Annotated in this window: 9 protein-coding genes; 4 read left to right on the top strand and 5 right to left on the bottom strand. The window is 71.1% G+C overall.

The genetic code is table 11. From position 1 onward, the window contains the following. Nucleotides 1-41 precede the first annotated feature (41 nt). Nucleotides 42-5,018 carry an NAD-glutamate dehydrogenase gene (locus A6A06_RS11315; RefSeq protein WP_073761094.1) on the bottom strand — a complete coding sequence of 1,659 codons (4,977 nt, stop codon included), beginning with the start codon at nucleotides 5,016-5,018 and terminating at the stop codon, nucleotides 42-44. A gap of 543 nt (nucleotides 5,019-5,561) precedes the next feature. Between A6A06_RS11315 and A6A06_RS11310 the strand changes: the two genes are divergently transcribed. Next, nucleotides 5,562-6,128, top strand: a complete 567-nt coding sequence (locus tag A6A06_RS11310; protein ID WP_073761093.1) for a DJ-1/PfpI family protein — start codon at nucleotides 5,562-5,564, stop codon at nucleotides 6,126-6,128. 127 nt (nucleotides 6,129-6,255) lie between these two features. On the opposite strand, the gene A6A06_RS11305 is transcribed toward A6A06_RS11310, so the two are convergent. Both A6A06_RS11305 and A6A06_RS11300 read right to left on the bottom strand, forming a co-directional pair. Further along, on the bottom strand, nucleotides 6,256-6,993 hold the full coding sequence (locus tag A6A06_RS11305; RefSeq protein ID WP_073761092.1) for an HAD family hydrolase: 738 nt from the start codon (nucleotides 6,991-6,993) through the stop codon (nucleotides 6,256-6,258). A gap of 146 nt (nucleotides 6,994-7,139) precedes the next feature. Continuing rightward, complete coding sequence (locus A6A06_RS11300) at nucleotides 7,140-7,646, bottom strand: DUF6912 family protein (protein ID WP_073761091.1); 507 nt, start codon at nucleotides 7,644-7,646, stop codon at nucleotides 7,140-7,142. 310 nt (nucleotides 7,647-7,956) lie between these two features. On the opposite strand from A6A06_RS11300, the gene A6A06_RS11295 reads away from it, so the two are divergent. Next, nucleotides 7,957-8,478, top strand: a complete 522-nt coding sequence (locus A6A06_RS11295; RefSeq protein WP_073761090.1) for an Rv3235 family protein — start codon at nucleotides 7,957-7,959, stop codon at nucleotides 8,476-8,478. A gap of 161 nt (nucleotides 8,479-8,639) precedes the next feature. Here the strand turns inward: A6A06_RS11295 and secA are convergent, their stop codons facing one another. Further along, nucleotides 8,640-11,468 (bottom strand): preprotein translocase subunit SecA, encoded by a 2,829-nt coding sequence (secA, locus tag A6A06_RS11290; protein WP_073761089.1) that lies wholly within the window; start codon nucleotides 11,466-11,468, stop codon nucleotides 8,640-8,642. Nucleotides 11,469-11,861: 393 nt separating this feature from the next. On the opposite strand from secA, the gene A6A06_RS11285 reads away from it, so the two are divergent. Together A6A06_RS11285 and A6A06_RS11280 are read left to right on the top strand one after the other, a co-directional pair. Continuing rightward, nucleotides 11,862-12,443, top strand: a complete 582-nt coding sequence (locus A6A06_RS11285; protein ID WP_073761088.1) for a GNAT family N-acetyltransferase — start codon at nucleotides 11,862-11,864, stop codon at nucleotides 12,441-12,443. A 93-nt stretch (nucleotides 12,444-12,536) separates the two neighbouring features. Next, nucleotides 12,537-13,760, top strand: coding sequence for a winged helix-turn-helix domain-containing protein (locus tag A6A06_RS11280; RefSeq protein ID WP_443333731.1), 1,224 nt, complete (start codon nucleotides 12,537-12,539; stop codon nucleotides 13,758-13,760). 199 nt (nucleotides 13,761-13,959) lie between these two features. Here the strand turns inward: A6A06_RS11280 and A6A06_RS11275 are convergent, their stop codons facing one another. After that, entirely contained in the window at nucleotides 13,960-14,715 is a 756-nt protein-coding gene (locus A6A06_RS11275) for a response regulator (protein ID WP_073761087.1), read from the bottom strand. Nucleotides 14,716-14,811 lie beyond the last annotated feature (96 nt).

Raw genomic sequence — 14,811 nt, 5'->3', positions numbered from 1 at the left:
GCGGTGGGGTCCGGAACCGGACCCCGCCGCCCAGCTCGGCCTCAGCTGTGCGTACGCAGCAGCGTCCGCATGGTCCGCATCGCGACCGACAGGTTCGCCAGGTCGAAGCCCTCCGACCCGTGGATCTCCTCCAGCGTGGTCCGCGCGCGTCCGAGGATCGCCGCGTTCTTCTCCTCCCACGCCTTGAACCGCTCCTCCGGCGTCGCGGAGTCGCTGCCCACCGACAGGACGTCGCCGGTCAGCGCCGCGTGCGCGGCGAACAGGTCCTCGCGGATGGAGGCGCGGGCCATCGACTGCCACCGGTCGTTGCGCGGCAGTTCCAGGATGCGGTCCAGGAGCTGGTTGATGCGCAGCCGGTCGCCCAGGTCGTAGTAGACCTCGGCGACGTCCAGCGGTTCCTTGCCGGTGCGGTCCGCGATGGCGACGATGTCCAGCGCCGGGAAGACCGAGGAGAACCCGGCCACCCGCGTGGCCAGCGCCATCGGCACCCCGGCCTCGGTCAGCCCGTCCAGGCTGCGCTGGTGCCACTCCAGGTCGCTGCCGCACAGCAGCTTGGGCAGTTCGGCCCAGACCCCGCCCACCCGCTCCGCGAAGAAGCCGATGGTCTCGGAGAGTTCCAGCGGCTGCGGGCGGTTGTTGAGGAGCCAGCGGGTGCCGCGCTCCACCAGGCGCCGCGAGTGCAGCCGGATACGGGTCTGCACGTCGGCGGCCACGACGTTGTCGAGGGCCTCGACGTCGTCCCAGACCTTCCCCAGCCCGAAGATCGCCCGCGCCGCGGTGTGCGCCCGTACGACCTCTTCCAGCGCGGCGCCGGTCTCCTCCCGCATCCGGTGCAGGAAGCTGGTGCCGCCGGAGTTGACGGTGTCGTTGACCATCACCGTCGTGACGATCTCGCGGCGCAGCGCGTGCGCGTCGATCTGCTCGGCGAACTTCTCGCGCAGCGCGCTGGGGAAGTACGCGTGCAGCAGGTGCTGGAGGTACGGGTCGTCCGGCAGCCCGGTCTTGATGAGCGCGTCGGAGACCGTGATCTTCGTGTAGGCGAGGAGCACGGCGGTCTCGGGCTGGGTCAGCCCGCGCCCGGCGTTCAGCCGCTCCTTGATCTGCCGGTCGCTGGGCATGAACTCCAGCCCCCGGTCCAGGTGCCCGTCGCGCTCCAGCCGGCGGATGAAGCGCTGCTGGGCGGGGAGCATGCTGGCGGACTGCGCCTGGGCCAGCGAGAGCGCGGTGTTCTGCGCGTAGTTGTTGCGCAGCACCAGCGCGCCGACCTCGTCGGTCATCGCGGCCAGCAGCTTGTTGCGCTGCTTGACCGTCATGTCGCCGTCGGCGACGACCGAGTTGAGCAGGATCTTGATGTTCACCTCGTGGTCGGAGGTGTCCACACCGGCGCTGTTGTCGATCGCGTCGGTGTTGATCTTTCCGCCGTTGGTGGCGAACTCGATCCGGCCGAGCTGGGTCAGGCCCAGGTTGCCGCCCTCGCCGACGACCTTGACCCGCAGGTCCTCGCCGTTGACGCGGATCGCGTCGTTGGACTTGTCGCCCACGTCCGCGTTCGACTCGGCCGACGACTTCACGTACGTACCGATGCCGCCGTTCCACAGCAGGTCCACCGGCGCTTCGAGGATGGCCCGCATCAGGTCGGCCGGGGTCATCTTCTTGACGCCCGCCTCGATGCCGAGGGCGGCCCGCACCTGCGCGTTGATCGGGATGGACTTCGCGGTACGGGGGTGGACCCCGCCGCCCTGCGACAGCAGCCCGGTGTCGTACTCCGCCCACGAGGAGCGCGGCAGCTCGAACAGGCGGCGGCGCTCGGCGTACGAGGTGGCCGCGTCCGGCGTCGGGTCCAGGAAGATGTGCCGGTGGTCGAACGCGGCGACCAGCCGGATGTGCTCGCTGAGCAGCATGCCGTTGCCGAACACGTCACCGGACATGTCGCCGACGCCGACGACGGTGAAGTCCTCGGTCTGGGTGTTGACGCCCAGCTCGCGGAAGTGCCGTTTCACCGACTCCCAGGCGCCGCGGGCGGTGATGCCCATGCCCTTGTGGTCGTACCCGGCGCTGCCGCCGGACGCGAACGCGTCACCGAGCCAGAAGCCGTACGCCTCGGCGACCTCGTTGGCGATGTCGGAGAACGTCGCGGTGCCCTTGTCGGCGGCGACCACGAGGTACGTGTCGTCCTCGTCGTGCCGGACGACGTCCGCGGGGTGCACGACCTCGCCGCCGACGAGGTTGTCGGTGATGTCCAGCAGACCCGAGATGAACGTCTTGTAGCAGGCGATGCCCTCCGCCAGCCACGCGTCGCGGTCCACCGACGGGTCCGGCAGCCGCTTGCCGACGAAGCCGCCCTTGGCGCCCACCGGCACGATGACGGTGTTCTTGACCATCTGCGCCTTGACCAGGCCGAGCACCTCCGTACGGAAGTCCTCGCGCCGGTCCGACCAGCGCAGACCACCGCGCGCGACCTTGCCGAAGCGCAGGTGGACGCCCTCGACGCGCGGCGAGTACACCCAGATCTCGTACGCCGGGCGCGGCGCGGGGAGGTCCGGGATGGCCTGCGGGTCCAGCTTCATCGACAGGTAGGAGTGGGCCTGCCCGCCGTCGCTCTTCTGGTAGTGGTTCGTGCGCAGCGTCGCCTTGATGACGGTGAGGAAGGACCGCAGGATGCGGTCCTCGTCCAGGCTGGCGACCTGGTCCAGCGCGCCGTCCAGCTCCTCCAGCAGCCCGTCGGTCAGCTCGGTGCCGGCCCGCTGCCGCTCCGGCGACATCCGCGCCTCGAAGAGGCTGACCAGCAGCCGGGTGGTGTGGACGTTGTTGGAGAGGGTGTCCTCCATGTACGTCTGGCTGAACGTCGAACCAGCCTGCCGCAGGTACTTGGCGTACGCCCGCAGCACCATCGCCTGGCGCCAGTTCAGGCCCGCCCGCAGCACCAGCTTGTTGAAGTTGTCGCTCTCCGCACGGCCGGTCCACACCGCCGTGAAGGCGTCCTGGAACCGCTCGCGCGCGTCGTCGCCGTTCATCCGCTCGGGGATGCGCAGCCCGAAGTCGTAGATCCAGGCGGTCGTGGCGTCGGAGCAGCGCAGCTCGTGCGGGCGCTCGTCGACGACCTCGACGCCGAGACGGTTCAGCACCGGCAGGACCTTGGACAGGGAGACCGGCTCACCCGTGCGGTAGATCTTGAAGCGGCGCTCGTCGGGGCCCGCACCGACCGGCTCGTACAGGCTGACCTCGAAGTCCTTGCCGCTCTTCGCCGACAGCTTCTCCAGGTGCTGGAGGTCGGCGACCGCGCTGCGCGGCGGGTTGTCGGCCTTGTAGCCCTCGGGGAAGGCGTGGTGGTAGCGGCGCAGCAGCTCGGCGGCGCGCTCCTCGCCGACCTCGGCGGTCAGCGCCTCACCGAAGCCGTCGGCCCAGGAGCGGGCGGCCTCGACCAGGCGCGCCTCGATGCGCTCGGCGTCGGCGTCGGTCAGGTCCGGCAGGGTCGCGCCGGGCTCGACCCGCACGACGAAGTGCAGCCGGGAGAGGATCGACTCGGTGTTCCAGGCGGTGAAGTCGACGCTGGTGCCGCCCAGTTCCTCCTTGAGGATGTCGATCAGCCGCAGCCGTACGCCGGTGGTGTAGCGGTCGCGCGGCAGGTAGATCAGCGCCGAGTAGTAGCGCCCGTACTCGTCCTGGCGCAGGTACAGCCGCAGCCGGCGGCGCTCCTGGAGGTACAGGACGCTGGTGACGATGGACTGCAGCTGGTCCACGCGCGTCTGGAACAGCTCGTCGCGCGGGTAGGTCTCCAGGATCTGGAGCAGGTCGCGGCCGTCGTGGCTGTTCGCGGTGAAGCCCGCGGCGTCCAGCACCTCGGCGACCTTGCGGCGGATGACCGGCACGCGGCGTACGGACTCGGTGTACGCGGCCGAGGAGAACAGGCCGAGGAACCGGCGCTCGCCGACGACGTTGCCCTGGGCGTCGAACTTCTTGACGCCCACGTAGTCGAGGTACGAGGGGCGGTGCACGGTGGAGCGGCTGTTGGCCTTGGTCAGGATCAGCAGCCGGTGCTCGCGGGCCTTGGCGCGGGCGTCCTTGGGGAGCCGGTTGAACGACGGGGACACGGGGTGGCCGTCGTCGCCGTCGCTGTGCGCCGGGTCGGAGCGCAGGATGCCCAGGCCGGTGCCGGCCACGGCGGTCAGCACGTCCTCCTCGGCGCCGGCCTCGCCGGGCACCGCGGTCAGCTCGTACTCGCGGTAGCCGAGGAAGGTGAAGTGGTCGGCGGCCAGCCAGCGCAGCAGCTCGCGGGCCTCGTCGACCTCCTGGTCGCGCAGGTCGTCGGCGGTCGGCTCGGCGGGCAGCTCGTCGGCGATGCGCAGCGCGGCTTCGCGCATCTTGTCCCAGTCCTCGACGGCTTCCCGTACGTCGGACAGCACGCGCAGCAGATCGGCGGTGATCTGCTTGAGGTCGGCGCGGTCGGTCTCCCGGTCGATCTCGACGTGGATCCAGGACTCGACCAGCGCGTCGTGCGGCAGGTCGCGGCCCTTGCCGTTGCCCGCCTTGTCCTTGCCGGTACGGCCGTGCGCGTCGCACGTGTTGTCGAGGACCTCGATGAGCTTGCCGGTCACGTCACGGCGGACGATCACCTGCGGGTGGATCACCACGTGGATGCCGCGGCCCTGGCGGGACAGCTCGTTGGTGACCGAGTCGACGAGGAAGGGCATGTCGTCGGTGACGACCTCGACGACGGAGTGACTGCAGGTCCAGCCGTTCTCCTCGACCGTCGGCGTGTGCACCCGGACGTTCGCGGTGCCCTGCGGCCGGTTCTCGGCCAGACGGTAGTGCGAGAGTGCGGCGCCGAAGACGTCGACCGGGTCCCGGCCGCTCAGGTCCTCCGGCGCGGTGTGCAGGTAGTAGCGCTGGAGGTATCCCAGGAGGGTGTCCGGGTCGAGACCCTGCACCGGTACCTGTCCCCCGGCCGGGCTGCTTTCAGCGACCCGGGCCGCCCGCGCGAGCAGCTCGGTCTTGGCTTCGTCCAGCTTGGTCTGCATGTCCTCTGGCTCCTGTCGCGCGCCGTTGCGTGACGTTGTGGATGAACTCCGTGGAAGCTGCACAGCACGGGCACGACCCATGAGGGTTCCCCCGCCGCAACGCGGGGAAGTGTCCGGTCGGAGAGGCCGCTGTGCCGCGGTGAGCGGCGGCCGGACCGCCCAGCACCGACCCGGTCGGGGTCGGCCTTCGGTCCCGGTCGCAACGGTCAGCGCCCGCCCGGTCACTGTGCTCTCCCGGGCGCACGACGAGGGCCTCGACGCCCCCGCGGGTTATCGCGCTGATCACGATGTAAGGCTATCGCTCCCGGCCGGGGTGCCGTCATGGTCCAGCTGTGTACAAAACCACTAGCCGAAATTTGACGATCCGGACAGCGGCGGAACGGCGGGCCGGCGCCCCTGGAATCCCACGGTATCCCGCGGGGGCTTGGCAAGGACGGCGATCCGGAGGACGTTGAGCGGGACACCGAGGAGCGGACCACGGCGCGCGGATGTGACGAACGGCACGTCCGCGCAGGGTACGCAACCCGAGCGGAGGTGGACGGCATGGCCGCCAAGATTTTGATCGTGACCGGCGACGCGGCGGAGTCCCTGGAGGTCCTCTACCCCTACCAGCGGCTGCGCGAGGAGGGCTACGACGTCCACGTCGCCGCCCCCGCCCGCAAGACCCTGCGCCTGGTCGTGCACGACTTCGAACCGGGATTCGACACCTACACCGAGAAGCCCGGCTACACCTGGCCCGCCGATCTGGCCTTCGCCGAGGTCGACCCCGGACAGTACGCCGCCCTCGTGGTCCCCGGCGGCCGGGCACCGGAGTACCTGCGCAACGACCCCGAGCTGCGCAAGCTGGTGAAGTCCTTCTTCGACGCGGACAAGCCCGTCGCCCAGATCTGCCACGGCCCGCTGCTGACCGCCGCGATCGGCGGCCTCAACGGGCGCCGGGTCACCGCCTACCCCGCCCTCGAAATGGACATGCAGGCCGCCGGCGCCACCTTCCGGGACGCCGAGGTCGTCGTCGACGGCACCCTGGTCTCCTCCCGCGCCTGGCCGGACCACTCCGGGTGGATGCGCGAGTTCATCGCGGTACTCCGGGCGAAGGCGCCGGTGACCTGAGCTTCCGGGGGGCCGCCCGGGGCCGGGCCGGGGCCGGGCTGGGGCCGGGTCCGGCGCCAGAGCCAGGTCCGTTGTCCGGGTCCGGCCTGGATCGGCCTGGATCGGCCTGGTCCGGCCGGGGCTCCGGCTACGCGGCGATCTCCTCCGCCATCTCCACGGCCTCCGCCAGCGTGTCCACCACCGGCACGCCCGCGGCCGCCAGGCTGCTCCGGCTGTGCGAGCCGCCCGTGTAGAGCACCGCGTGGGCGCCCGCGTGCCGTGCCGCGACGGCGTCGTCCACCGCGTCACCGATCACGACCGTACGCCCCGGGTCCACCGGGGCTATTCGCCCCGCGCCGTTTGACCCGCCCGGTCCGCCCGGCCCTTCCGGCCAGAGCGCCCCGGACGGCCCGGCGGCCAGGGCCGCGAGGTGGCGCACCATGTGTTCGCTCTTGCTCCCGCCGGACGGCCCCGTACGGCCGTCCACGCGCAGGAAGCGTGCCTCGATGCCGAAGCCCCGCACCAGCGGCATCAGCTCGTCGTGCCCGTACAGGCTCAGGATCGACTGGCTGCGGCCCGCCAGCTGCCAGCTCTCCAGCAGCCGCTCCGCGCCCTCGGCGAGTCCGCACGCGGGCCGGTGGGCGGCGTAGTGCCGGTGGAACGCCTCGTCCATGACCAGCCACTCCGCGTCCGTCGGCAGCCGTCCCATCAGCCGCTCGTAGAACCGCGGGACCGGTACGCAGTACAGCTCCCGGTAACGCTCCAGGGTGATCGGGGGCAGCCCGAGCTCGGCGAAGGCGGCGTTGGTCGCGCCCATCACCGCGTCGGTGTCGTGAAAAAGCGTGCCGTTCCAGTCCCAGACGATGTGCGTCGCGTGCGTCCCCATGCCAAGACGGTACCCATGACCACTGACAGCGCAGTCACGGAGGGCGCCGACGGCCTGCCGGAGCGGTTCGCAGGCCGTCCGCAGGCCGTCCACAGGCAGCCCGCTGACGGTCTGCGGACGGCCCGCTGACGGTCCGCGGGCCGCCGTCAGACGATCAGGTTCGGGATCTCCTGCACGCCGAACCACATCAGCTCGTGGTCCTCCGCGCCGTCGACGGTGAAGCGCGCGTCGTCGTCGCCGTGGTCCGCGGCGCCCAGCGCGTCGGCGGCCGCCGAGACATCCTGGACCGCGTCGTCGGAGTCGACGTGCACCGCCGCGGCCTTCGCCATCGGCACCGGCCCGGCGATCCGGACCTCGCCCAGCGCCGCCTGGTCCAGGCCCCGGCCGGGGTCGGCGACGGCCGTGCCGTCCGGTACGTCCACGGCCACCACGACGCGGCGCCGCGGGGCCTGCGGGTCGGCCGCGAGCCGGCGCAGCGAGCCCTGCGCGGCCCGGTTCAGCGCCGCGTACTCCAGTTCCTCGATGTCGTCGGAGACGTACCACTCACGCAGCGCGGGCGTGACGGCGTAGGCGTCCAGCGGCCCGGGGCCCAACTCCCCGGCCTCGTGCGCCGCCGCGAGTCCGGGCAGGGTCAAGGGGACATACACACGCATGGCTGCCGCTTCCGCTCACATCGCCGGGTCTGGAAAATCTGTCCGGCCAGCATACGGGCGCGGGATACGGCGTGGGATACGGGCAGGAGTCCCCCTTCGGGCTCCCGCTCCGCCGCCCCGGCGCCGCCCTCTGCCGGACCTGCATCACCGCGCGCCCGCACACCGGGCCGCGCTCCCCCTGATGGGTGAACTTCCGGCCGTCCGCGCGGCCCGGCCGGGGGCCCTTGCTGCCGCCGTTTCCCCGCCGGTAGAAGAACCCCACCGAAGCTACTCACCGGTATCCACCGGACCGGCCGAACGGGGGCCCACCATGCTCACCACCCAGACCGACGCCCTCCCACCCGCCCGCACCCGCTCCCCCGGCGGCCCGCCCGCCGCGGGGCCGGGCCGCCCCCGTACCGGTCCGCCGGGCCGCCGTGACACCCGGCGACCGGCCGGCCCCCGTACAACCCCCGCGCCCACCGCCCGGCGCCGCACCTCCCGCCCCCTGCCGCACACTTGGTTCGCCGAGCAGCTGCTGCTCACCCTCAGCGGCCGACGCCCCGTGCACGCCCTCCTGGGGCACGCGCTGCCCGCCGCGTACGACCGCCTCGTCGAGCTGGCCCCGCAGGCACCCCTGAGGCCCGCGGGCACCGGAGCGGGCCGCCGCGCACCGGCCCCGTCGGTGCGCCACTGCGGCCTCTGCCGGCCGCGCCCGGACGTCATCGAGGCGTTCGCCCGCATCGCCTCCGGCGAACGGCTGCGCGCCCTCGCCTTCCGGCTGGAGCTGGGCCAGGACGCGCGGTGGCGCTGCGCCGCCCTCGACATCGGCCCGTCCACACGGGTGTGGTGACCTGCCGTACGCCCTGCCCACGGCCCCGGCGCCCCCGTACGAAAAGAGCCGGGGCGCCGCAGCTTCCCGCTGCGGCGCCCCGGCCTCACACGCGCCGTCGAGCGCCGTGTGTCACTTCTCGCCGTACGCCATTTCTCGCGTACGTCACTTCTCGCCGTACGTCACTTCTTGCGGCGGCGCCCGCCGCTCTTCTGCGCCTTGCGGCGCTCCGCGCGCGTCAGGCCGTCCGACTCCGAACGGGCCGGGGCCGCGTCGTCGCTGGCGAAGTCGCCCTCGACGACACCGCCCTCGCCGTCCACCGTCGGAGCGGAGAAGTGCAGCCGGTCCGGGCGCTGCGGCGCCTCCAGGCCCTTCGCGTGGATCTCCGGCCGCCCGGCCCCGGCGGGCACGGCGTCCTGGGCGTCCTTGTCCAGCGAGGTCTTCTCCTCGGCGTCCGCCACCGGGACCTCCTCGACCTGCTGCTCGACCTGGACCTCCAGGTTGAACAGGTAGCCGACGGACTCCTCCTTGATGCCCTCCATCATGGCGGTGAACATGTCGAAGCCCTCGCGCTGGTACTCGACCAGCGGGTCCTTCTGGGCCATCGCCCGCAGGCCGATGCCCTCCTGGAGGTAGTCCATCTCGTAGAGGTGCTCGCGCCACTTGCGGTCCAGGACGGACAGCACCACGCGGCGCTCCAGCTCGCGCATGATGTCGGAGCCGAGCTGCTCCTCACGGGCCGCGTACTGCTGGTGGATGTCCTCCTTGACGGCCTCCGCGATGAAGTCGGAGGTGATGCCGGCGCGGTCACCGGCCTCCTCCTCCAGCTCCTCGACCGTCACCTTGACCGGGTAGAGCTGCTTGAACGCGCCCCACAGGCGGTCCAGGTCCCACTCCTCGGCGAAGCCCTCGACCGTCTCCGCCTGGATGTAGGCGTCGATGGTGTCTTCCATGAAGTGCTTGATCTGGTCCTGGAGGTCCTCGCCCTCCAGGACGCGGCGGCGCTCGCCGTAGATGACCTCGCGCTGGCGGTTGAGGACCTCGTCGTACTTCAGGACGTTCTTACGGGTCTCGAAGTTCTGCTGCTCGACCTGCGACTGCGCGGACGCGATGGCGCGCGTCACCATCTTGTTCTCGATCGGCACGTCGTCGGGGACGTTGGCCATCGCCATGACCCGCTCGACCATCTGGGCCTTGAACAGGCGCATCAGGTCGTCGCCGAGGGAGAGGTAGAAGCGGGACTCGCCGGGGTCGCCCTGCCGGCCGGAGCGGCCGCGCAGCTGGTTGTCGATACGGCGCGACTCGTGCCGCTCGGTGCCGAGGACGTACAGCCCGCCGAGGTCCTTGACCTCCTCGAACTCCGCCTGGACCGCGGCCTCGGCCTTCTCCAGGGCGGCGGGCAGCGCGGCCGCCCACTCCTCGACGTGCTCGACCGGGTCCAGACCCTGGTTGCGCAGGTCGGTCTCGGCGAGGTCGTCCGGGTTGCCGCCCAGCTTGATGTCCGTACCGCGGCCGGCCATGTTCGTGGCGACCGTGACGGAGCCCTTGCGGCCGGCCTCGGAGATGATCGACGCCTCACGGTCGTGCTGCTTGGCGTTGAGCACCTCGTGGCGGACGCCGCGCTTGTCCAGCTGCTGGGAGAGGTACTCGGACTTCTCCACGGAGGTCGTGCCGACCAGGATCGGCTGGCCCTTCTCGTGCTTCTCGACGATGTCCTCGACGACCGCGGCGAACTTGGCGACCTCGGTGCGGTAGATCAGGTCGGCCTGGTCCTTGCGGACCATCGGGCGGTTCGTCGGGATCGGGACGACGCCCAGCTTGTAGATCTGGTGGAACTCGGCGGCCTCGGTCATGGCCGTACCGGTCATGCCGGAGAGCTTGCCGTAGAGGCGGAAGAAGTTCTGGAGGGTGATCGTGGCGAGCGTCTGGTTCTCGTCCTTGATCTCCACTCCTTCCTTCGCCTCGATCGCCTGGTGCATGCCCTCGTTGTAGCGGCGGCCGGCGAGGATACGGCCGGTGTGCTCGTCGACGATCATGACCTCGCCGTCGATGACGACGTAGTCCTTGTCGAGCTTGAACAGCTCCTTGGCCTTGATCGCGTTGTTCAGGTAACCGACCAGCGGCGTGTTCACCGACTCGTACAGGTTGTCGATGCCCAGCCAGTCCTCGACCTTGCCGACACCGGACTCGTGGATGCCGACCGTGCGCTTCTTCTCGTCGACGTCGTAGTCGCCGGTCTCCTCGATGCCGCGCTGCGGGTTGGCGGGCTCGCCCTTCTTCAGGCGCTTGACCAACTTCGCGAAGTCGCCGTACCACTTCGTGGCCGAGTCCGCCGGGCCCGAGATGATCAGCGGTGTACGGGCCTCGTCGACCAGGATCGAGTCGACCTCGTCGACGATCGCGAAGTTGTGGCCGCGCTGGACCAGCTCGTCCTTCGACCAGGCCATGTTGTCGCGCAGATAGTCGAAACCGAACTCGTTGTTCGTTCCGTACGTGATGTCGCAGTTGTACTGTTCGCGACGCTCGGCGGGCGTCATGTTGGCGAGGATGCAACCGATCGAAAGGCCCAGGAACTTGTGGACCCGGCCCATCATCTCGGAGTCGCGCTCGGCCAGGTAGTCGTTGACCGTGATCAGGTGGACGCCCTTGCCGGACAGCGCGTTCAGATACGCCGGGAGGGTACCGACCAGGGTCTTGCCCTCACCGGTCTTCATCTCGGCGACGTACCCCATGTGGAGGGCCGCGCCGCCCATCAGCTGGACGTCGTAGGGGCGCTGGCCGAGCACACGCTTGGCGGCCTCACGGACGGTCGCGAACGCCTCGGGCATCAGGTCGTCCAGCGTTTCGCCGTCCGCGAACCGCTCCTTGTACTCATCGGTGAGCGCCCGCAGCTCGGCGTCGGAGAGGGCCGCGAAGTCCTCCTCGATGGAGTTGACCTGGCCCGCGATGCGGTGCAGTTTGCGCAGGATCTTTCCTTCGCCTGCACGCATGAGCTTGTTGAAGACGGACACTTGGGCTGGTCTCCTTGCCGGTCGGGCCTGGCGCTGGGGGTACCCCCCGCCGCAGGCAGGGGGAGGGTGCGCGGGCGCGGCATTTTTCCAAGGGACAGGCCCCGCCGCAACGGCCATCGTAAAGGAGGACCCCATCCGGCCGGGAGGTCCACCGCCGCGAAGCACACCGCTCCCCGGTGCACACCTTTCCCTACGAGAACGCGCGAGACCACGAGAAGGTGCCGGAACGGGGCGGGAAGCGGCTCCGAGGGGGCGGGGGTACGGGGGGCACGCGGACGGGCCCTCCCCCCCCCGGGGGCGGACGAGGGCGCTCCGTACCCGGGCCGGGAAAACTCCCGGCCGAGTCCGGGAAAACTGCTCGCCCCGGCCCTCCCCCCTCCGCACACTCCCTCTATGGAACCCGTCACGCTGACCACCGAGCGTCTCCTCCTGCGCCCCTTCGAACCAGCCGACGCCCCGGCGGTGCACGCCGCCTGCCAGGACCCCGCCATACCGCTCTGGACATCCGTACCGGCCCCGTTCGAAATGACACAGGCGCACGATTACATCGCCCGGAGCCGACGGGAATGGCACACGGACTCCCAGTACCGCTTCGCGGTGACCACCAAGACCGACGGCACGCTGACCGGCGCGGTGAGCCTGTTCGGCATGGCACTCCAGGCCAAGGAGCGGCAGGCCGAGATCGGCTACTGGGCGGCGAAGGAACAGCGCGGCAAGGGCTGGACCTCCGAGGCCGTACGCGAGGTCGCCCGCTGGGCCTTCACCGGCCTCGGGGTCGAGCGGCTGGAGTGGCTCGCGGAAGTCGGCAACGCCGGATCGCGCGGGGTGGCCCTCAAGGCCGGCTTCCGGATGGAGGGCACGCTGCGCGCCAAGATCGCGCACCGCGGCGTCCGGCGGGACGCCTGGGTCGGCTCGCTGCTCCCCGCCGACCTGGGCCTGGCCTCCGAGACCCCTCATCTCCCGTTCGCCGGCTGACGAGTTCGCGGCGGGGCGGCGCGCCGGTCCGGGCGGAGCGGCCCGCCGGGGCTGTCACCGGCGTTGTCAGTGGTCACTCCTACGCTGTGCCTCATGACAGCTGCGAAGCGTGCGAAGCCCGTGAAGCCGAAGGCCGTGATGCCGAAGCCCGTGACCGTCCTGTCCGCCGACGACGCCCGGCGCGCGGCGCTGCGGGCCCAGGGCTTCCTCGGCGCGCCGGACCGCCGCGCGGGCGTGCGGGGCGTCCTGCGGCGGCTGGGCGCGGTGCAGCTCGACACGATCTCGGTGCTGGCCCGCTCCCACGAGCTGATCCCGTACGCCCGGCTCGGTGCCGTCGGCCGCCCCGCCGTCGAGTCCGCCTACTGGTCGGGCGGGCACAGCTTCGAGTACTGGTCGCACGCCGCCTGCATCCTGCCCGTCGAGGAGTGGCCGCACTTCGCCTTCCGGCGCCGGGCGATGCGCGCGAAGGGGCATCGCTGGCATCTGATGGAGGACCGCGAGGGCTCCTGCGCCGCCGTGCTCGACCGGCTGAAGGCCGACGGCCCGCTGACCACCTCCGACCTGGGCGGCGGCCGCAAGGGCGGCGAGTGGTGGGACTGGTCCGAGACGAAGATCGCGGTGGAGTGGCTGCTGGACACCGGCGAGGTGGTGTGCACGGAGCGCCGCGGCTGGAAGCGGGTGTACGACCTCGCCGAGCGCGCCGTCCCGGACCACCTGCTGCACGACGACCTGAGCGACGAGGAGTGCATACGGCGCCTGGTCGCCCAGGCCGGTGCCGCGCTGGGCGTGGCCACCCGCGCGGACCTCGCCGACTACCACCGCCTCAAGAACGACCAGGTGGACGCCGTCGTCGAAGCGTCGGGCCTGGTCCCGGTCGAGGTCGAGGGCTGGGGCAGGCCCGCCTGGGCGGACCCCGCCGCCCTCGCCGAAGCGCCACGCGGCCGGCACCGTACGACCCTGCTCTCGCCCTTCGACTCCCTCGTCTGGGACCGCCCGCGTACGGCCCGCATCTTCGACTTCACGCACCGCCTGGAGGCGTACGTCCCGCGCCCCAAGCGGATACACGGCTATTTCGCGATGCCCCTGCTGACCGGCGGCCGGCTCGCCGGACGGGTGGACCCGGCCCGCGAGGGCGGCACGCTCGTCGCCCGCCAGGTGTCGATGCGCGACGCCAAGGCCGTACGGCCGATGGCCCAGGCGCTGGCGGAGGCCGCGCAGTGGGTCGGCTGCGACTCCGTACGCATCGAACGCTGCGATGACGCGGCGCTGAGGGCGGAGCTGGTTGCGGAGGTGAGGGCGGGGACGAGGGTGGGGTGAGGGCCGCTCGGCGGGCGGTCAGCCGGACCGTTCACCGGAATGACTCGGGGGGCCGTTCGAGCGGCCGGTCACCGCGCTGTTCGCCGGGCCGTGCGCCGGATCGCTCCGCGGGCCGGTCAGCGGGCCGGTCAGCGGGCCGTCCGCCGGATCGCTCCGCGTGCCGGTCACCGAGCCGTTCGCCGGATCGCTCGGCGGCCGGTCAGCGGATCTCCAGGATCTTCTCCCGCATCGCGTACACCACGGCCTCCATCCGGGAGTGCAGCTGCAGCTTCTCCAGGATGTTCCGGACATGGTTCTTGACGGTGTTCTCGGAGATGAACAGTTCCTTGGCGATGTCGCGGTTGTTCATACCGGTCGCGACCAGCTTGAGGACCTCCAGCTCGCGGTCGGTGAGCCGGGGCGCCGGCACCAGCCGGCGCTCGTCCGTACGCTGGATCATCGACTTGAACTCGGTCAGCAGCTTGGACGCCATGGAGGGGCTGATCTGCGACTGGCCGTCCGCCACCGCCCGGATCGCCGTCGCCACCTCGTCCGTGGAGATCTCCTTGAGGAGGTAACCGGTGGCCCCGGCCTTGATCGCGTCGTAGAGGTCCGCCTCTTCGTCGCTGATCGTCAACATGATGATCTTCGCGCTGGGAGCCACCTCCTTGATGGAGGTGCACGCCTCGATACCGCCGCGCCGGGGCATCCGTACGTCCATCAGCACGATGTCGGGCAGCAGGTCGGCCGCCTTGTCCACCGCCTCCGCGCCGTCCCCGGCCTCGCCGACGACCTGGATGTCCTCTTCGTGGGCGAGCACGATCTCCAAGCCCCTGCGGAAGAGCGCGTGGTCGTCGACGACCAGGACCCGGATCGGCTCCTTGCGTGACATGCCCGCGTCCGTGCCGGAACCGTCTCCGACGCCGTCTCCGTCGTCGTCCGCTCCGCCGTGCACGGGCCCGAAGCTGTCCCCCATCGTTCCTCCCCGTCAACTACCCGGCCGGTGAAGACCAGAGTTTCGATATAAGGCTGGTTGACTACAGCCCGCTGCGGCCAGCCCGAACAACGCCAT

It is taken from the genome of Streptomyces sp. CB02923, from assembly GCF_001905005.1.
GTDB lineage: Bacteria > Actinomycetota > Actinomycetes > Streptomycetales > Streptomycetaceae > Streptomyces.
The sequence above is the reverse complement of the archived record's forward strand: the minus strand, read 5'-3'. Positions and strand labels throughout refer to the sequence as shown.